We start from the raw sequence: 20083 nt of genomic DNA, 5'->3' as shown, positions 1-20083 counted from the left end.
CCGTCCCGCCGGGTCACTCGACGAACAGGCGTTCCGGCGGGAAGAGGTCGAGGCCGGTGACCTGGGGGCAGCCGTAGAGGTCGACGTGGACATTCTCCAGGCCGGCCAGGGGGGTCAGGTCGAGGGGGCCGCAGTTGCCGAACTCGACCTTCTTCAGCCGGGGCAGCTCTGCGAGCGCGGCGAGCGACTCCACTTGCCGGACGTGCCCGACGTACAGCGTGGTGAGTTCCTGGTGCACCGCGAGAGTGGACAGATCGACCCGGGGTACGTCCAGGATCTGGAGCGTGGTCAGAGGGGAGAAGACTCCCGCGGCCAGGAAGCTGCGCCACTGATGGTCCTCGTTGACGGTCAGCCAGCGCAGAGAAGTGAGGGTTTCGAGTCCGGACAGCCGCATCTGCGAGGCCTGCCGGAAGAACCCGAGACCGGTGAGCCGGGGGGCGAACGGCAGCTCCTCCAAGGTCTTCTCCACCGGGGTGAAGTCGAACACGAAGTGGCGCAGCGTGGGAAGGCCGCCCAGAGGAGCCAGTGACAGTGGAACAGACGGGGTGTAGAGATAGAGGCGGCGCAGAGGCAGGCCCGTCAACGAGCGAAGGTCGGTCACGGACGCGCAGCGGTTGAGGGTCAGGGCCTCCAGACGTGACAGCCGGCTCAGGCGGGACGGGTCGGTGAGCGAGTGGTTGTCCCAGAGGTGCAGGAACTTGATGCCGGGATGTTCCAGCACGGCGTCCGGAAGGCCGTGGTCGCCCACGAGATACAGATCGGTCAGCCACGGCAGGCGCCGCAGGTAGGCGAACTCCTCGGCACGGGCCATGGACAGGCTGTGCCCGGCCGTCACCGTGCCCTCGAGAACCGCCTCGAAGTACTCCCTCACGTCGAAGGCCGACCACGCCTCCACCAGCGCGTGACTGGTCCGGGGTCGCTCGTCCGAGCGGAAACGGGCGATCACCGGTACCGCCGATGACACGCCCACAAGTGCGGCCGTCCGCACCACCGCTGCGGCCTGCCGGTCGGACAAACCCTCAGGCCCCGGCAGCAGTTCCAACACCAGCTCCCCCGCCTTGGCCAGGGCTTCGGCTTGCTCGTGGGACTGGGGTGGCATCAACTGAGCGGCGCGCTCCTCCACCTCCCCCCGCACCCCCGGATCCACCTCCGTCGCATGCTCCAGACTCGCCGCCGCCAACAGCACCAGCCGCTCCCGATGGCGCCGCACCTTGTCCGCGCGCCGCAGCAACTGCCGCAGCAGCCGCGTACGTTCCTCCGCCCGCGCGTGCCCCACCGCCATCCGCACCACGTCGTCCCACTGGTCGTCGTGGGCGTTGCGCACCAGCACCCCGAAGTCGCGGGCCTCTACCGCCGCCTTCGCGCCCAGGTAGTCCTGGAAGGTGCGGTGCACGAAGCCGACGGAGCCGGGGACGGGTTCGCGGAGCAGGCCGCTGCGGATGAGCAGGTGGGTGAAGACCTGCTCGGCGTCGCCCTGCGCGCGCACCTGCGGCATCGCCGCGAGCCATTCGTCCAGCATGGCGACGGCGTCCTGCCGGTCCGCCTCCGCCTGGCCGTTGCGGATCATCCAGTACGCCAGCCGTTGCAACAGCGCGGTCTGCTCGTCGCGGGAAAGGGAGACGCCCTCGACCGACGTGACCTCGCGCTCGGTGTCCCGGCGGATCAGCAGCAGGTCCAGGGCCGCGTCGTAGAGCTCCTTGCGGGCGCGCGGCAGGTGCATGCGGCGGTCCCGGTGGAGGGCGCACAGCAGCGCGCACATCAGCGGGTTGGTGGCGAGGCGCCCCAGGTCACGCCGGGTCGTCACCGCTTCGACGAGGCTCGCCTCATAGCGGTGCAGCACCTCCCGCTCGCCGGGGGCCGCGCACTCCCGCCGGGCCGTGTCGTGCCAGTGCGCGATGAAGGCACGCACCTCGTCCCGTTCCATGGGCAGCAGGGTGAACGCCGTGAAGCCCTGCCCCGCGGGCCAGCCCTCCGGGACCGCCGAGGGGCGGGTGGTCACCACGTAACGCGCGCGGGGGAACGCCGCGATCAGCGACCTCAGCCAGCTCTCCGTACGGCTGCGGAGCTTGACCGGCACCTCGTCGACGCCGTCCACCAACACCAGCGCCCGCCCACTGTCCAGCAGGCCCTGCACCCAGCCCTCCGGCGCCCGCAGCGGCACACCCGCCGCGCCCAGGAAGTCCTCCGGCAGCGGCAGCCCCTCGGGCAGGCGGAAGGACCTCAGCCGCAGGACGAACGGCACGCAGCGGTTCCAGTCGGCCAGCTCCGGGCCGAAGCTCTGCCGGGCGGCGTTCAGGGCCAGCCACTGCACGAGGGTCGACTTGCCCGAGCCCGCCGCGCCGCGCAGCATCAGCCGGTGGCCGCCCGTCAGCGCCTGTTCCACGCGTACGGCGGGCTGCGCCAGGCCACCCGGCAGGCCGTCCTCCTGGGCCTGCGGGCCGTGCGGCCGGTCCCCGCTCACGGCGAGGCTCAGGTAGGCCGTGTCGAGCGACCACTCGGCGCGTGCGCGGCCGCCCAGGGTAACGCCGAACAGCTCCAGACGGCCGTGGGTCTCGACGATGAACCGCGCGTACCGCTCCTCGAAGTCCGACGGGCCCGGCGCGGGCGCCACCGGCCGCTGCTCACGCAGCAGTTCTCCGGTGCGCCGGGTCTGCTCCACAGCGGCGCGCGCCGCGAAGGACGGGTGAGCGGTGAGCTGTTCGACCAAGTGCGCGCAGCACAGGTCCAGCAACTCCGCGTAGAGGGCCTGCGCCTCCTCGGCGAGGTCGGGCACGGGGCGGCGTATCTCCGCCGCGAGCCGCCGCGGATCCAGGTCCACCGCGAACAGCCGCTCCGCGTCCAGCGTCCCTGCCGCCGCGAAGCCGTCCTGTACGGCGGCCACGGCGGCCAGCCGCTCGTGTTCGGGGAGGCGCCCGTACGCGTCGGCCATCCGCCGGGACAGCACCCTGGCCAGCCTCTCCGGCCCCGCCGGTTTCGGTAAGGGCCGTACGCGGGCCGTGACCAGGCCGGCGCCGGGGTGCGGGGCCGCGACCGTCTTGGCGAGCGTCGCCAAGACGGTCGCGGCCAGCCGGACGAGCACCGTCTCGAGTCCCTGCATCCCCGCCTCGCCCCGCTCCTCCGCCGGCTCTCCGACCCCTCCCGTCGGCGAGGCTTCCCCGTCCGAGGACGGAGGACACCTGCGATGCGGGGGGGGCGGGAGCCGCGGTCACACCTTCGCAGGCTCCTTGCCGCCCTCGCTCCGGCGCTCCGGCACGGAATCCGTGGCCTTTGGCAGCTCGGGCCCGTGGCCGTCGTCGACCAACGTACGTTCGTCGAAGGGCAGTCGGCCCGCGAGGACCTCCGCGACCCGCTCCTTGTCGACCTCCTTGGTCCACGTGCCGATCAGCAGCGTGGCCACCGCGTTGCCGGCGAAGTTGGTGAGGGCGCGGGCCTCGCTCATGAAGCGGTCGACGCCGATGATCAGGCCGACGCCGTCGACGAGGGCGGGCTTGTGCGACTGGAGGCCGCTCGCGAGGACCGCGATGCCCGAGCCGGAGACGCCCGCCGCGCCCTTGGACGCGATCATCATGAAGAGCAGCAGCGAGATCTGCTCGCCGATGCCGAGCGGCTGGTCCATGGCGTCGGCGATGAAGAGGGAGGCCATGGTCAGGTAGATCATGGTGCCGTCGAGGTTGAAGGAGTAGCCGGTCGGGACGGTGATGCCGACGACCGGGCGGCTGACGCCCAGGTGCTCCATCTTCGCGATGAGCCGCGGCAGCGCGGACTCCGAGGAGGAGGTGGAGAGGATCAGCAGGAACTCGCGGCCCAGGTACTTCAGGAGCTGGAAGAGATTCACCCCGGCCACCAGGCGCACCAGCGTGCCGAGCACGACCAGGATGAACAGCGCGCAGGTGACGTAGAACCCGATCATGATCGTGGCGAGCGCCTTGAGGGCGTCGGTGCCGGTCTCGCCGATGACGGCCGCCATCGCGCCGAACGCGCCGACCGGAGCGGCCCACATGATCATGCCGAGCACCCGGAAGACCAGCTTCTGGATGTGCTCGATGCCGCGCAGTACCGGCTCGCCCGTACGTCCCATGGCCTGGAGGGCGAAGCCGACGAGCAGCGCGACGAGCAGCGTCTGGAGCACCTCGCCCTCGGTGAAGGCGGAGACCAGCGTCTTGGGGATGATGCCGAGCGCGAAGTCGACGAGGCCCTTGTTCGCCTCGTCGGCCGCCTCGTGGCCCGCGCCCTTCTCGGACTCGGTGAGGTCCATGCCGGAGCCCGGGTGGAGGATGTTGCCGACGACGAGGCCGATGGCGAGCGCCACGACGGACATCGCGACGAAGTAGGCGAGGGCGAGGCCGCCCACCTTGCCGACCTTGGCGGCCTTGCGGACCGAGCCGACGCCGAGAACGATCGTGCAGAAGATGATCGGCGAGATCATCATCTTGATCAGGTTGACGAAACCGGCGCCGACCGGCTTCAGCTCCTTGGCGAAGTCCGGCCAGAGGAAACCGACGGCGATGCCGAGCAGCACGGCGCCGATGACGGCGATGTAGAGGTAATGCGTGCGGTCCCGCTTGGCTGCGGGTGCCTTCTGCGGGTCAGCCGTGCTGGTCACGGGGCCCCTCCTTGAACGACGACGTCGGCGTTTGCGGTGCCTGGAGTGCGTGCGGCTCACGTCCTGGGCGATCCCGGCGACTATCTCCCGCTCTGTGAGGGCGGTCACCCTTGCGTTCATTTAGTTCGCGCCTACACGACCCTCCGGTGTCACCGCGGGTACGGCCGCCGTACGACCGCCGCCGCGCCCCCTTCGCCGAAGAGGCAGACTGACAGCATGTCCCGCACCCGTCCGCCCCGCCGTCGCCGCCTGCCGCGCAGTCTGGCGGGCCAGCTCTTCGCGATGCAGATCGTGCTGGTCACGGCCGTGGTCGCCGGGTGCGCGCTCTTCACCTACCTGAGCGACAAGCATCAGGCGGAGGACGCCGCACGCCACCAGGCGACCGCGGCGGCGCGGGCGGTCGCGGACTCCCCTTCCGTACGCGAGGCCATACGCGGCGCCGACGACCCGTCGCGGCGGCTCCAGCCGTACGCGAGCCGGGTGCAGCGGCACACCGGCGTCGACTTCGTCACGATCATGGATCCGCGCGGCATCCGCTGGACGCACCCCGACGAGCGGCGCATAGGCGAGCGCTTCCTCGGTCACACGGCGCGGGCGCTGCGCGGCGAGACCTTCGCCGAGACGTACACGGGCACGCTCGGCCCGTCCGTGCGGGTGGTCACGCCGATCCGGGCGGGCGAGGCGGCCGACGGGCGGATCATCGGCCTGGTCAGCGCGGGCATCACCATCGAGGAGATCACCGCCAAGGCGCGCGGCCAGCTCCTCGCGCTGCTCGGTGTCGCCGCGGCGGCGCTCGTCCTCGGCGGCATCGGGACGTACGTCATCAACGCCCGCCTGCGCCGCAGCACCCACGGCATGAACGCCGCCGAGCTGAGCCGCATGCACGACTATCACGAGGCGGCGCTGCACGCGGTGCGCGAGGGCCTGCTGATGCTCGACGGGCAGCGGCGGGTCGCGCTGATCAACGACGGCGGCCGCGAACTCCTCGGCGTGCGCGGTGACATCGTGGGGCGCAACGTCGCCGAGCTGGGGCTGCCCGCGCCGCTCACCGGGGCGCTCCTGGCGTCCGAGCCGCGCGTGGACGAGCTGCATCTGACCGCCGACCGGGTCCTGGTCGTCAACACCTCGCCCGTCACCGGCGGCGAGCGCAGGGGCACGGTGGTCACCCTGCGTGACCACACCGAACTCCAGGCACTGACGGGGGAGTTGGACTCCGAGCGCGGCTTCACGCAGGCGCTGCGTTCACAGGCCCACGAGGCCGCGAACCGCCTCCACACGGTGGTCTCGCTGATCGAGCTCGGCCGCGCGGACGAGGCCGTCGACTTCGCCACCGCCGAACTGGAGCTGGCGCAGGCCCTGACCGACCAGGTGGTGGCGGCCGTCAGCGAACCGGTCCTCGCGGCCCTGCTCCTCGGCAAGGCGGCGCAGGCCAACGAGCACGGCGTGGAGCTCGTCGTCTCGCCCGACAGCAGCATCGACGACGGCATGCTGCCGCCCGGCCTGCCCGCCCGTGACCTCGTGACGATCCTCGGCAACCTCATCGACAACGCGGTCGACGCGGCCCAGGGCTCACCGGCGGCGCGGGTCACGGTGACGGCGCGGGCGGACGAGGCGGGCCTGCTCCTGCGCGTCCGCGACACGGGCCCGGGGGTCGACCCCGCGCAACGGGAAACGGTCTTCGAGCGGGGCTGGTCGACCAAGGCCGCGGCGGGCCGGGGCCTCGGCCTCGCGCTGGTCCGCCAGACGGTGACGCGCGACGGCGGCACGCTGACGGTGCGCGAGTCGCCGGAGGGCGGGGCGGAGTTCGAGGTGGTGCTGACCACCGGGGCGGCCACCCCTGCCGGGCCCCTCTCCGGCAGCCGGGGACGGGGAGGTGACCCCCGGTGATCCGCGTACTCGTGGTCGAGGACGACCCGGTGGCCGCCGACGCCCACGTCCTCTACGTCAACCGCGTCCCCGGCTTCGAGGCCGTCCCCAAGCCGGCGCACACCGCCGCCGAGGCCCGCCGCACCCTGGAGCGCACCCCCGTCGACCTGATCCTGCTCGACCTGCACCTCCCCGACGGCCACGGCCTCCAGCTCGCCCGCAGCCTGCGCGCCACCGGCCACCCCACGGACGTGATCGCGGTGACGTCGGCGCGCGACCTGGCGGTGGTCCGCGAGGGCGTCTCGCTCGGCGTCGTGCAGTACGTCCTGAAGCCGTTCACCTTCGCCACCCTCCGCGACCGCCTGAGCCGCTACGCCGAGTTCCGCTCGGCCGCCGCCGAGGGCGAGGCCACCGGCCAGGACGAGGTCGACCGCGCCCTCGCCACGCTGCGCGCCCCCGGCCCGGCCGCGCTGCCGAAGGGCCTCAGCGGCCCCACCCTGGAACGCGTCATCCGCACCCTGCGGGCCGCCCCCGAGGGCCTGACCGCCACGGCGGCGGCCCAGGCGGCGGGCCTGTCCCGCATCACCGCGCGCCGCTACCTGGAACACCTGGTCGACACGGCCCGCGCGGTCCGCAGCCCGCAGTACGGCCATGTCGGGCGGCCGGAGCTGGTCTACCGGTGGCTCACGGCGGCGGAGTGAGCGCCCCTTCGGAAGGCGCCGTCACCGTACGTCCTATAACAACGTTGTCACGCGGATGACGAGCGCCAACGCCCATCCGTGGCACGGGCATTGACCTTGCTCCGAGCGCGCCCGTACGTTCACCGGGCAGCCCCGCGTCGCAACCGCGCGTTGTAGCCCGCGTTGTAGGAGGTCGTGCCCGTGCGTCCCACCACCACTCCGCTGATCCTCGCCACCGCCGCCCTGCTGGCCGCCGGCACCCTCTCCGCGTGCGGCGGCGGATCCGGTGACGACCCCGACACCGTGCGGATCTCGTTCAAGCAGTCCACGGACAACGAGATCCGGGTCATGGACACCTATCTGGCGGACATCAAGAAGCAGTTCGAGAAGGCGAACCCCGGCAAGAAGGTCGAACTGGTGCCGATCAAGGCACCGGACTCCGAGTACTACACGAAGCTCCAGCAGATGCTGCGCTCCCCCAAGACCGCGCCCGACCTGGTGTACGAGGACACGTTCCTCATCAACTCCGACATCACGAGCGGGTACTTGAAGCCGCTGGACCCCTACCTCGACAAGTGGAAGGACTGGGACCAGTTCATCGACACGGCCAAGACGGCGGCGAAGGCGGCCGACGGCAAGACGTACGGCGTGCCGGACGGCACGGACACGCGCGGCCTGTGGTTCAGCAAGGCGGTCTTCAAGAAGGCGGGGCTGCCGGCCGACTGGCAGCCGAAGAACTGGGACGAGCTCCTCGACGCGGCCCGCACGATCAAGAAGAAGGTCCCGGGCGTCACCCCCCTGAACGTCTACACGGGCAAGCCGGCCGGTGAGGCGGCGGCCATGCAGGGGTTCCAGATGCTCGCGTACGGCACGGGCGAGGACCCGCTGTACGACACGGAGGCCAAGAAGTGGGTCACGGGCAGCAAGGGCTTCAAGGACTCCCTGAAGTTCGTCGAGACGGTCTACAAGGAGAAGCTCGGCCCCGACGTCTCGGACGCCCTCGACCCGAACTTCGCGACGCGCGTACGCGGTGAACTGCTGCCCGAGGACAAGCTGGGCATCGCCCTCGACGGCTCGTGGCTGCCGCAGGACTGGGGCAAGGGCGCGGGCCACGAGTGGCCCGAGTGGTCACGGAAGCTGGGCCTCGCCGCCATGCCGACGCAGAACGGCCAGGCTCCCGGCAAGGTGAGCATGTCCGGCGGCTGGACGTGGGCGATCCCGGCCAAGGCGAGCAATCCCGACCTGGCGTTCGAGTTCATCGAGACGATGCAGACCAAGGCCAACGCCAAGAAGTGGTACATCGCCAACTCCGGCATCGCGGTCCGCAAGGACGTCGCGGCCGACCCGTCGTACGTGAAGGCGCAGCCCGGCATCAGGTTCTTCACGGACCTGGTCGCCACGACGCACTACCGGCCCGCGTACCCCGCGTACCCGAAGGTCTCCACCGCGATCCAGGAGACGATGGAGTCGGTGACGACGGGCGACAGCTCGGTGGAGGAGGCGGCGAAGGGCTACGACGAGGAGGTGGAGTCGGCGACGGACGGCGAGGTCGTGGAGAGGTAGCGCGCGAGGCCGTCAGGCATGTCAGGCCCGTCCGGCCCGTAAGGCTGAGCCCCGTCACGCCCGTCACGCCCGTCGCGCCCGTGCGGCCCGTCAGGCTGAGGCCCGTCAGGCCCCGTCAGGCCCCGTCACGCCACCCGGAAGCAGAGAGTGAGTGCCCGTACGTGACCACCGCATCCCCCACGGGTCCGGGCGGCGTCGTCAAGACGCCGCCGGCTTCCCGTGCCCGCAGCGGCACCCCCGCCCGCGTTCGCCGCGGACTGCTCCGGGCGCTGCCCGTCTCGCCCGCCGTCGTCCTGCTCGCGCTCTTCCTCGCGGGCCCGATCGGCTACTGCGCGTACATCGCCTTCACCGACCTCCAGTTGACCGGTCAGGCCGAGTCCAGCTTCGTGGGGTTCGAGAACTTCCGCGAGGCGTTCGGCGACGAGCGGTTCCTCAACGCGGTCTGGCTGACCCTCGTCTTCACCGTCGTCTCCTCCCTCATCGGACAGAACATCCTGGGCCTCGCCCTCGCCTCCCTCATGCAGCGCGCGTCGAAGCCGGTCCGCACGCTCACCGGCGCGATCGTCGTGACGGCCTGGGTGCTGCCGGAGGTCGTCGCGGGCTTCCTGCTCTACGCCTTCTTCCGCCGCGAGGGCACACTCAACGCCGTCCTGGACCTCCTCCATCTCCCGTCCCAGAACTGGCTGTTCACGCTCCCGATCCTGGCCGTGTCGTTCGCGAACGTCTGGCGCGGGACGGCCTTCTCGATGCTGGTCTACTCCGCCGCCCTCAACGAGATCCCCAAGGAGATCACCGAGGCCGCGCAGGTGGACGGCGCGAGCGGCTGGCGCCGCATGTGGCACATCACGCTGCCGATGATCCGCCGCTCGATCGGCACGAACCTCATGCTCAACACCCTCCAGACCCTCTCCGTCTTCGGCCTGATCTGGGTGATGACGCGCGGCGGCCCGGGAAACCGCAGCCAGACCCTGCCGCTGTTCATGTACGAGCAGGCCTTCCAGAAGAGCATGATCGGCTACGGCACGGCCGTGGCCCTGCTCCTCCTCCTGGTCGGCTCGCTCTTCTCCCTCGTCTACATGCGCCTGCTGCGTACGGAGGTCTGAGTGCCCGCCGACAAGCGCCCCCGCACGCTCCGCTCCCGGCGCGCCAGGCACCGCCTGGCGGCGGACGCCGGCCTGCTGGGCGTGGCCGCGGCGTTCGTACTCCCCCTGGCCTGGGTGGTCCTGTCCTCCTTCGACCCGGATGCGGACCTCAGGGTGCGGCTCCCCGACAGCCTCACCCTGGACAACTACGACAAGGTCCTCACCCCCGAGATCACCTTCACCCCGCTGCTCAACAGCCTCCTCCTGTGCGGCGGCGGCACGCTCCTCACGGTGGTCTGCGCGGCCCTCGCCGCGTACCCGCTGTCCCGCTACCGGTCCCGCCTGAACCGTCCGTTCATGCTGACGATCCTCTTCGCGACGAGCCTGCCGATCACGGCGATCATGGTCCCGGTGTACGCGCTGTTCGTGCGGGTCGACCTGATCGACACGATGCAGGGCACGATCTTCTTCTTCGCCGCGTCCCAACTCCCGTTCGCCATCTGGCTGATGAAGAACTTCATGGACGGCGTCCCGAAGGAGCTGGAGGAGGCGGCGTGGACGGACGGCGCGTCGTCCTTCCAGTCCCTGCTGCGGATCGTGCTCCCCCTGATGGGCCCGGGCGTGGCCGTGGTGACGGTCTTCTCCTTCGTCATGATGTGGGGGAACTTCTTCGTCCCCTTCATGCTCCTGCTCACCCCGGAACAGATGCCGGCGTCGGTCAGCATCAACGACTTCTTCGGCAACAAGGGAACCGTGGTCTACGGCCAGCTGGCGGCGTTCTCGATCCTCTATTCGACGCCGGTGATCCTGCTGTACGTCCTCGTCTCCCGCCGCTTGGGCGGCGGCTTCGCGCTGGGCGGGGCGGTGAAGGGCTGAGGGGTGGCGGTACGGCAGGTGCCGTCGCGTGGCCGTGGCCGTGGGCACAGAACTGTGACATACGTTCGGGGCGATACATCCCCCACGTCCCATTCGTGACGGGACGACTCCCTGGCATCAGATCCGGCCTCGCACTAGCGTGCTGAGCCCGCGCCCTCTCCCCACCTGCCAGGAGCCGACAGTGAACCGCCCCCTCCGCCTCGCGACGGCCGCGCTCACCGCGTCCGCGGCCCTGCTGCTGACGTCCTGCGGCAGCGACGACAAGTCCTCCGGGGCCGATGAGAAGATCGCCGGAGCGGAGCAGGGGGACGCGAAGAAGTCATCGCCTCCGAGCGAGCCGACCGAGACCGCGGCCGAGCGGCCGAAGATCTCGCTGCCCTCGGATCTGAGGTACGAGTTCGAGTGGGCCAAGACGGGCGACAAGAACAAGGACGCGGTCCTGGCCGACACCGAGCAGTACGTGAAGGCCGTCGACATGGCCATCGCCGAACAGGACCCGCTGCACAAGGCCTACCGCTTCTACGCCGAAGGCGACGCCGCGGCGGGCAGCCAGAAGTTCGTCGAGGAGTACGTCGAGTACAAGGACCGGATCACCGGCGTCAAGCGTTTCTACAACGCGCGCGTGGACGTGACGGGCGGCAAGACGGCGGGCCTCGTGTACTGCGAGGACCAGCGCAAGGCGCACAACAAGAGCCTCAAGACGGGGAAGACCGCCGAGGCCCCCGCGCCTTCCGAGGACGACTTCGTGCTCTACAGCAGCCGACTGCACAGGAACGATCAGGGCGTCTGGATCACCGAGACGACCACATCAGACCGGGGGAACGCCACATGCCAGCCGTGAGAAGGAAACCGCTCATAGCCGCCGGAGCCGTGGTGGTGGCCGCGGCCCTGCTCCTGCCGGGCCCCGCGTCGGCGCGTACCGGCCACGGCGGAACCACCAACGGCGATGCCCAGGGACCGACCGAGGACGGTGGCGACGGCTCCCTGACGGCCACCGCCGGCGGCATCAGCTACGACGAGTCCAAGAACGGCTCCGGACCCAGGTCCGGAACCATCGCCCCGACGGGCGACTACAGCCCGCCGCCCTGCTGGTACGGCCCCGCCTACACCCCCGCGCAGTTCAAGAAGGAGCGCGAGGCCGTCTGGGCGGTGGACTCCACGGGCGCCTCCTGGGACCTGGAGCAGCGCAAGCGGTACGTCGAGGGCGAGCCGTACAAGAACTTCAACCTCGACAAGGCCGGCAAGGGCTACTGGTGGTCGGGCTTCCCCAACAAGACCTACCCGCCCGGCTGGGACAAGTGCGACAGGCAGACCTTCTGGGTCGACGAGAACGAGCCGCCCCCCGCCGACATCCCCGCCATCGACGCGGAGATCCTGGCGAAGCTGGCGTACGCCAGGATCCGCGTACCCGGTACGAAGGTGTCCCTGGCCCCCGAGGGCGAGACGAAGGTGAACCTCCCCACCTGGGCATGGCTGGACGGCACGGAGTTCAAGCCGGTGTCGGTGACGGCGAGGGTCGACGTCCTCGGCATCGAGGCGACGACGACCGCCACCCCCGTCTCCCTCAAGATCGACCCCGGCACGTCGGACGCCGAGACCTACCCCGCGTCCGGTGTCTGCGACCTCGTGGGCGACAAGATCGGCACACCGTACGCGAAGGGCAAGGCAAAGGAGACCCCGCCCTGCGGCGTGAAGTACCTGCGGTCCTCGGGCGACGGTTCGTACCCGCTGAAGGCGACGGTCACCTGGAAGATCCGCTGGACGGGGACGGGCGTGGACGGCGAACAGCCGCTCCCTGACGGCGAGTTCGGCGCGGAGCAGGACGTGGTCGTGCAGGAGATCCAGTCCATCAACCGGTAGGCGGCCGACCGGCGGGCGCAACCGCTGCCATGAGGATCACCGGCGTCGAAGGGGGAAGGCCGTGCGGGAGCGGTTGCTGAACGGTCGGTACGAGCTGCTCGCACCGATCGGCGCGGGCGGCATGGGCCAGGTCTGGCGGGCGCGGGACCGCAGCCTGGACCGCGAGGTGGCGGTCAAACTCCTCGTGCCGTCCGCGTCGGCGGTCGAGGGCGAACAGAAGCAGCTCCTGGCCCGCTTCCGGCAGGAGGCCCGCGCCGCCGCCTCCCTGGACAGCCCGTACATCGTCGCCGTGCACGACCACGGTGAGGACGACGGCACGCCGTACCTGGTGATGGCCCTCGTACAGGGCCGCTCGCTCGACCAGATCCTGCGCGAGAGCGTCCGCGTGCCGGTGGCGGACGCGCTGCGCTGGGCGGCGGACGTCTGCCGCGCGCTGGACGTGGCGCACACGGCGGGCATCGTGCACCGCGACATCAAACCGGGCAACGTGATGGTCGCGCGGGACGGCACGGCGAAGGTCGTGGACTTCGGCATCGCGACGTTCGTCGAGCGCGCGGCGGGCGACTCGCGCCTGACGCGGACGGGGCAGCTGCCGTTCGGCAGCGTGCCGTATCTGGCCCCGGAGCGGTTCCGCCAGGAGGCGGGTGACGGCCGCACCGACCTGTACGCGCTCGGCTGCGTGCTCTACGAACTCCTCGTCGGCAGGCCCCCGTTCACGGGCACGGCGGTCGGGGTGATGTACAACCACGTCAACGACGCGCCGCTGCGTCCGGGCGCGGCGCGCCGCGAGGTGACGCGGCCGGTGGAGCGCCTCGTCCTCGACCTCCTCGCCAAGGCCCCCGAGGACCGCCCGGCGGACGCGGCGACGGCACTCGACCGGATCCTGACGGTTGCGCGGTCGCTGCCGACGGGTGAGGGGGCGGTGCCCGAGGCCGACGCGCCGGCCGAACGCGAGCCGGCATCGTCCGACGAGGCGCCGTCAGCCACCGCTCACGCTCACGCGCGGCCGGAGCCCCAGGATGCCGCCCACACCCGGCCCGCACCGCCTCGCACGAACCAGCCCACCCCCCGCCTCGGGAAGACCACCGCCCCGATCACACCGGGCCCCGGCCCCCGCTCCCGCAAGCGACGCTCCCTGCTGCTCCCCGCGGCCCTGATCCTCGCGGTCGGCATCCCGGCGGGCTTCGGCGTACAGGCCCTCACCGCTCCGGAGGCCGGTTCGACGTCGGGGACGCCCTCGGGCGCCGGCGGCAAGGAGACGGTCCTCGAGATCGGCGTCGCCCACAGCTACCGGCACGTGGGCAACTCCCGTGGCACGGACGCCCGCCCCAACGAGTACGAGAAGACAGAACTGACCGCCTTCAGAACCCAGCAGCTGCGCACGGTGAAGTCCGCCCTCACCGAGACGCTCGGTGCCGAGAAGGCCGCGCGCTTCCGTATCGTGCCGGTGACCGCGGACCCGGACACCACCTCGCGCGAGCTGCTGGCCGGCCACCCAAACATGCTGGCCGTCATCGGCGACACCACGGACTTCTCCTGGGTGCACGACACGGACGAGGCGTTCCTGCCGGAGATCAGCACGTGCGCCGAGTACGCCCACGCCGACGGGGCGTTCGCGATTCCGGCGGACGAGGCCCGGCAGGGGGAGGCGATGGCCCGCTACCTGCGCACGGAGACGACCGCGCGCCGGGTGCTCGTGGCGGAGGACAAGCTGTGGGCGGACCGCGAGGACGGCATCGGCACCGCACTGCGCAAGGGCGGGATCACCGTACGGGTGCTGGACGTCGAGCCCGGCGAGGTGAAGGCGTCGCGGATTCCCTCCGTGGTCGCCGCGGCCGGGGCGGAGGCGGTCGTGGTGCCCACCGGTACGCGGGCCGGCGTATGGGCCAAGGCGCTGCGGACGGACGGCTTCAAGGGCCCCGTACTCACGCAGGCCGGCCCGGAGGACATCTGCGCCGACTCCGAGGACCGGTCCGAGGCGCGGGCACGGGACAAGAACGTCCCCGCCGGCGTCCTGCGCACCCGCAACTACTCGGGCGAACCCGGCGACAACCTCCCCGCACGCGGCAACCAGGAGCTGTACGACGGCGCCCTGGCCCTGGCCACGGCCCTCAAGAAGCTCCCGTCCACCGACACGTCGGCCACCTCGCTGCGCCACACCCTGGACCGCGAGATCCAGCGCGTCTCCGTGAACGGCGTCCTCGACGACATCTCCTTCGAAAAGCGACGCTCGGCACGCGGGCGCCCGGTGTGGCTCGACCGCCGCGAGGGGAACAGCTGGACGGAGATCGGCAAGGTCGACACGGAGTTCGAGCCGACGCGCCGCTGAGCATGGCATTCGGGCCCCGTGGCCCGACCTTCACGGTCGCACCCGCATTCGATAGCTTCATTCGTGCGTGTGGTTACTGAAGTCGCAAGAGGTACGGGGGACGGCGCATGGGGGGCCATCGGCCGAAGGATTGGCATGTCCTGGACTTGGACAAGGATCCGACGCCGGGTGATCCGCATCGGGTGCGCAAGCTCGCCAAGGATCTGCATGACTTCTCCGATGACGTCGGCAAGGTGCTGCGGGACATCAAGGGGATGGCGGGCGAGGACGCGATCCTGCGGTGGGCGGGCAAGACCGCGGACGCCTTCACGGAGCAGTTCGAGGACGCGCCGGCCAAGCTGAAGAAGCTCAAGAAGTCCTACGGGATGGCGGGCGACGCCCTGTCCGCGTACTGGCCGGAACTGGAGCGCGCCCAGACCCTCGCCGACAAGGCTCTGGTGAAGGGCCGTGAGGCCCAGGCCGACCTCGCCTCCGCCAAGTCCCGCCTCACCTCAGCCGACTCGTGGGTGGACAAGGCGGGCAAGGAGGCCGACAAGTACAAGGACGACGGCGGCGGCTCCAAGAACAAGGACATCCCCAAGCCGGACGAGTCCAAGGTGCGGGCCGCCACCCGCAACGCCGCCTCCGCCGAGAAGGCCCAGAAGTCCGCCCAGGGTGATGTGGACGCGGCCAAGAGCGCACTCGAGGCGGCGAAGAAGATGGCCGAGGACGCCCGCAAGATGCGGCAAGAGGCCGCCGGGACCGCGAAGCGGAAGATCGACGAGGCCTCGGACGCGGGTATCCCCAACCGCAAGTGGTGGGAGGAGATCGGCGACTGGGTCTCCGACAACTGGGACACCATCGTCGAGGTCTGCAAGGTCGTCGTCGCCGTCGTCGGCATCATCGCGATGATCGTCGGCGGCCCGATCCTGGCCGCCATCGTCATCGTCGCCGGAGCCATCGTCCTGGCCGACACCCTCAACAAATACCGAAAAGGCCAAGCAGGCCTGATGGACGTCGCCTTCGCGGCCCTGGACTGCGTACCCGGCATGAAGGGCCTGACCACCGCCGCCAAACTCGGCAAGGGACTGAAGGGTCTCAAGGGCGGCCTTAAGGGCTTCAAGTCGGCCCGCACCGCGCTCAAGGACGGGGCGAAGGGCGCCTACAACCGGGTCAAGAGCAAGGTCAAGGGCTGCGGCGACCCGGTCGACGTCGCCACCGGCCAGATGTTCCTGGACGAAACCGACGTCACGCTCCCCGGCACCCTGCCGCTCACCTTCACCCGCCGGGCCGCCTCCGGCTACCGCAGCGGCGGCTGGTTCGGCCCCACCTGGACCTCCACCCTCGACCAGCGCCTCGAAGTCGACGAGGACGGCGTCGTCTTCGTCACCGAGGACGGCATGCTCCTGGCCTACCCCCACCCGACCGGCCCGGACGCGCCCGTACTGCCGGAGTCCGGCCCCCGCCGGCCACTGGAACGCCTGGAGAGTGGCGGCTACCGCCTCACCGACCCGCTCACCGGCCACGCCCGCCACTTCACACCACCCGACCCCGACGACGGCGTGGCCCTACTCACCCGGATATCCGACCGCAACCACAACACCATCGACTTCGACCACGACACCGACGGCACCCCACAGGCCATCCGCCACTCCGGCGGCTACCACCTGAAGCTGACCGTCGAAGACGACCGCGTCACCACCCTCAGCCTCACCGACGCCGCCGAAGACGGCTCGGACGAAGTGATCAAGCGGTACGGCTACACCGACGGCAACCTCACCACCATCACCAACTCCTCCGGCCTGCCGCTCAAGTTCACCTACGACGACCGACTGCGCATCACCGCCTGGGAAGACACCAACAACAGCCGCTACAACTACACCTACGACGAGCAGGACCGCTGCATAGCCCAGGGTGGCGGAGCCGGGCACCTTGCCAACACCTTCACCCATGGTCTGTCCGACCCCGAGTGGCCCGGCTGTCACATCACCGAAGCCACCACCGCGCAAGGGGCGACCTCCCGCTTCGTCATCGACGACCGCAGTCTGGTCGTCGCCGAGACCGACCCGCTGGGTTTCACGGTGACGACCGAGTACGACTCCTCCGGGCATGTCACCGCCGTGACGGATCAGCTCGGCCACACCACACGGTTCGTCAACGACGAGTTGGGGCAGCCGCTGGAAAGGATCAGTCCGGACGGCACCGTGGTCCGCTATGAGTACAACGGCCTCCACCTCATCACGTCCATCGCTCTGGAGGACGGCCCGTCGTGGCGGTACAGCTACGACCAGCGTGGAAACTGTACGGAGCTCACCGACTCCACCGGTGCGACCTCGCGCAGCACCTACACCTCCGCAGGCCACCCCCTCACTGTCACCGACGGCATGGGCCGGGTCACCACGGTGCGCTGCGACCCGGCAGGCCTGCCTCTTGAGATCACCGATGCGATGGGCGTCACGTTCTTCGAGCGCGACGCTTACGGTCGTTCCGTAGCGCTCACCGATGAAGCGGGGCGCACCGTTCGTCTTTCCTGGTCGCGAGAGGGCCGGCTCATCGGCCGTACCGATCCCGACGGCGGGCGGGAGAGCTGGACCTACGACGGCGAGGGCAACTGCACGAGCCACACGGACCAGGCCGGTCACACGACTGTCTCCGAGTACACCCACTTCGACCTTCTGGCGGCCCGAACCGATTCGGACGGGGCGCGATACGAGTTCGCCTACGACTCCTCCTTGCGGCTCACCGAGGTGAGCAACCCTTCGGGGCTGAGGTGGAAGTACCACTACAACGCTGCCGGTCAGCTGGTCTCGGAGACCGACTTCGACGGCCGTGAACTCCTCTACACGCACGACCCCGCAGGCCGCCTGACCTCGCGCACCAACGCCCTCGGCCAGACCCTGGCCTTCGAGTACAGCGTCCTCGGTCAGATCCTCCGCAAGGACGCGGACGGGGCGGTCACCACCTACGCCTACGATCGGCTCGGGAACCTCACGCACGCCTCTGGCCCGGATTCCACTCTCGCCATCGAACTGGACAGCTCCGGTCGCCCGCTGGCCGAGACGGTCGACGGACGCACGCTCTCGTACACGTATGACGATGCCGGTCTGCCGGTGACCCGCACGACGCCCACCGGTGCACGCAGCACCTGGACCTACGACGATGTGGGTCGCCTCGCGGCACTGTCGGCTTCCGGCCGCGTCATCGCCTTCGAGCACGATCCGGTGGGCAGGACCGAGACACGCCGCATCGGTACGGGCGTCACCCTGCTCCACGCGTTCGACGAGGTGGGGCGCCTCTCCGGTCAGTCGGTCACCGGTCCCGACGGCCGGTCCCTCCAGCACCGCTCGTACTCCTACCGCGCCGACGGCGGCCTCACGGCCATCGACGATCAGCTCTCCGGCAGCCGACGCTTCGAACTGGACCCATTGGGCCGCGTCACGGCCGTACATGCCGCGAACTGGACCGAGACCTACGCGTACGACACGGCCGGCAACCTGACGCACAGCGACTGGCCCCGCACCCATCCGGGTCATGAGGCCACAGGAGCGCACGAGTACAGCGGCACCCGCATCGACCGCGCGGGCAAGGTCCGTTACGAGCACGATGCGCTCGGCCGTATGACCGTTCGCCGAAAGCGGCGCCTGTCCCGTGCCCCGGACACCTGGCGTTACGCATGGGACGTCGAGGACCGCCTCATCGGCGTCGTCACCCCGGACGGTGTGCGGTGGCGCTACACCTATGACCCGCTGGGACGTCGCACCGCCAAGCTCCGCCTGGCGCCCGATGGTGAGACGGTGGTCGAACGGGTCGTCTTCACCTGGGACGGCATCAATCTCTGCGAGCAGACGACGACGTCCGATGAACTACCGCATCAGGTCATTCTCACCTGGGACCACAAGGGCCTGACACCCATTGCCCAGACCGAGCGAATAGCCGGGGCGGCAGTCCCGGGCCATGAGATCGACGCTCGCTTCTTCGCCATCGTCACGGATCTGGTCGGTACACCCACCGAACTCATCGACGAAGCAGGTGGCGTCGCCTGGCGCGCCCGCAGCACGCTGTGGGGCACAACAGCTTGGCAGTCGTCCTCAACAGCCTATACGCCACTGCGATTTCCAGGGCAGTACTTCGACCCCGAAAGCGGCCTGCACTACAACCACCATCGGTATTACGATCCGCAGATCTCCAGGTACCTGACACAGGACCCCTTGGGGATTGCGCCGGGACCGAATCCGTTCTCGTACGTCCGCAATCCTTTCACGTGGATCGACCCTCTCGGCCTCACGCCTTGCGAGGAGGCGGCCAAGCAGGCTGCCGCCAGGAACGAAACCGTCTTGGGCAAGGGTATTCCAGTAAGAATTGAGGCTTCTGTCGGCAGCACCACGAGCCACAGCTACAAGAAGACCTTCTTCGACGAGCATCCGCACCTCAAGGGCAAGGTGGTGGTCCACCATGCCATCGAGCAGCAGGTCTTGAAGCGCTATCCGAACCTCTTCTCGGCGGACGAGATACACTCGCTCGAAAATTTGCGAGGGATACCCAAGGGCGACATCAACAGCAAAGTGCACCTCAGTGCCATACGTATCGAATGGAATAAGTTCTACAACGAGAACCCCAACCCTACCCGGCAGGAAGTTCTCGATCAGGTGAGCAAGGTGGATGATAAGCTGGGGAACTGGTTCAACCCGCGCGTCAGATAGCCTCAAGGAGCAGTATGTGGCGTGAACTTGCCGCAGAATTCTCGGATGTTCAATTGTCCGAAGGTGCGAACGGTGAGACGGTTCGTGCAATTGAGAGCGGCCTCGGCCAGTCCGTGCCCGCCTCCCTGTCCGCGCTGCTCCTGGAGACGGACGGCGTCGAAGATGAATTCGGAACGGAAGTGATCTGGAGCGCGGAGAAGATCCTGTCGGAGAATTTGGCGTTCAGGAGTGACGGGCAATACCGCACGCTGTACATGCCGTTCGATGCCTTGCTCTTCTTCGGGGACAACGGCGGCGGTGACCAATTCGCTTTCGTCCGGACTCCGGAACGCGAGGAAGTATTCGTGTGGGACCACGAGACGGACTCCCGGAGCCTGATCTCACCCGACCTCGAGAGTTTTCTTCGGAGTTCCCTTGGGAACGCGGGCGAGGACTGGTACCGCTGACGCCCTCCCCGGGCGCTCAGCACAGGACGTACCTTCCCACCACCCCGCAACCTCGTAGGAACGCACCGTAGTCGCCGGCCCCCCAGGCGCCTACCGTGT

Annotated in this window: 12 protein-coding genes; 10 read left to right on the top strand and 2 right to left on the bottom strand. The window is 69.8% G+C overall.

The features are described from left to right. Nucleotides 1–13 precede the first annotated feature (13 nt). Entirely contained in the window at nucleotides 14–3097 is a 3084-nt protein-coding gene (locus KKZ08_RS26705; protein ID WP_223776851.1) for an NACHT domain-containing protein, read from the bottom strand. Nucleotides 3098–3205: 108 nt separating this feature from the next. Beyond that, nucleotides 3206–4603 carry a cation:dicarboxylase symporter family transporter gene (locus KKZ08_RS26700; RefSeq protein ID WP_223776850.1) on the bottom strand — a complete coding sequence of 466 codons (1398 nt, stop codon included), beginning with the start codon at nucleotides 4601–4603 and terminating at the stop codon, nucleotides 3206–3208. A 216-nt stretch (nucleotides 4604–4819) separates the two neighbouring features. Between KKZ08_RS26700 and KKZ08_RS26695 the strand changes: the two genes are divergently transcribed. The 10 genes from KKZ08_RS26695 to KKZ08_RS26650 all read left to right on the top strand — a co-directional run bounded on the left by KKZ08_RS26695 (nucleotide 4820) and on the right by KKZ08_RS26650 (nucleotide 19984). After that, nucleotides 4820–6490, top strand: a complete 1671-nt coding sequence (locus KKZ08_RS26695; RefSeq protein WP_223776849.1) for a sensor histidine kinase — start codon at nucleotides 4820–4822, stop codon at nucleotides 6488–6490. Further along, a complete protein-coding gene (locus KKZ08_RS26690) occupies nucleotides 6487–7170 on the top strand; it encodes a response regulator (RefSeq protein ID WP_223776848.1) in 684 nt (227 codons plus the stop codon). The genes KKZ08_RS26695 and KKZ08_RS26690 overlap by 4 nt, the downstream gene beginning before the upstream one ends. Nucleotides 7171–7344: 174 nt before the next feature. Next, complete coding sequence (locus tag KKZ08_RS26685) at nucleotides 7345–8712, top strand: extracellular solute-binding protein (protein WP_223776847.1); 1368 nt, start codon at nucleotides 7345–7347, stop codon at nucleotides 8710–8712. Nucleotides 8713–8969: 257 nt separating this feature from the next. Then, nucleotides 8970–9815: a sugar ABC transporter permease gene (locus KKZ08_RS26680; RefSeq protein ID WP_223779201.1), complete on the top strand. Its 846-nt coding sequence runs from the start codon at nucleotides 8970–8972 to the stop codon at nucleotides 9813–9815. Beyond that, nucleotides 9816–10670, top strand: a complete 855-nt coding sequence (locus KKZ08_RS26675) for a carbohydrate ABC transporter permease (RefSeq protein WP_223776846.1) — start codon at nucleotides 9816–9818, stop codon at nucleotides 10668–10670. It begins immediately after the preceding gene. Between the two features lie 181 nt (nucleotides 10671–10851). Then, on the top strand, nucleotides 10852–11511 hold the full coding sequence (locus KKZ08_RS26670; RefSeq protein ID WP_223776845.1) for a hypothetical protein: 660 nt from the start codon (nucleotides 10852–10854) through the stop codon (nucleotides 11509–11511). After that, the gene (locus tag KKZ08_RS26665) at nucleotides 11499–12530 is read left to right on the top strand and encodes a hypothetical protein (protein WP_223776844.1); all 1032 of its coding nucleotides are present in this window, start codon (nucleotides 11499–11501) and stop codon (nucleotides 12528–12530) included. Before KKZ08_RS26670 ends, KKZ08_RS26665 begins: the two co-directional genes overlap by 13 nt. Nucleotides 12531–12591: 61 nt before the next feature. Beyond that, a complete protein-coding gene (locus KKZ08_RS26660; RefSeq protein ID WP_223776843.1) occupies nucleotides 12592–14859 on the top strand; it encodes a serine/threonine-protein kinase in 2268 nt (755 codons plus the stop codon). Between the two features lie 146 nt (nucleotides 14860–15005). After that, nucleotides 15006–19538 carry an RHS repeat-associated core domain-containing protein gene (locus tag KKZ08_RS26655; protein WP_223776842.1) on the top strand — a complete coding sequence of 1511 codons (4533 nt, stop codon included), beginning with the start codon at nucleotides 15006–15008 and terminating at the stop codon, nucleotides 19536–19538. 14 nt (nucleotides 19539–19552) lie between these two features. Beyond that, nucleotides 19553–19984 carry an SMI1/KNR4 family protein gene (locus KKZ08_RS26650; RefSeq protein ID WP_223776841.1) on the top strand — a complete coding sequence of 144 codons (432 nt, stop codon included), beginning with the start codon at nucleotides 19553–19555 and terminating at the stop codon, nucleotides 19982–19984. Nucleotides 19985–20083: the final 99 nt, after the last annotated feature.

The sequence above is a fragment of the Streptomyces sp. 135 genome (genome assembly GCF_020026305.1).
Lineage (GTDB): Bacteria > Actinomycetota > Actinomycetes > Streptomycetales > Streptomycetaceae > Streptomyces.
The sequence above is the reverse complement of the archived record's forward strand: the minus strand, read 5'-3'. Positions and strand labels throughout refer to the sequence as shown.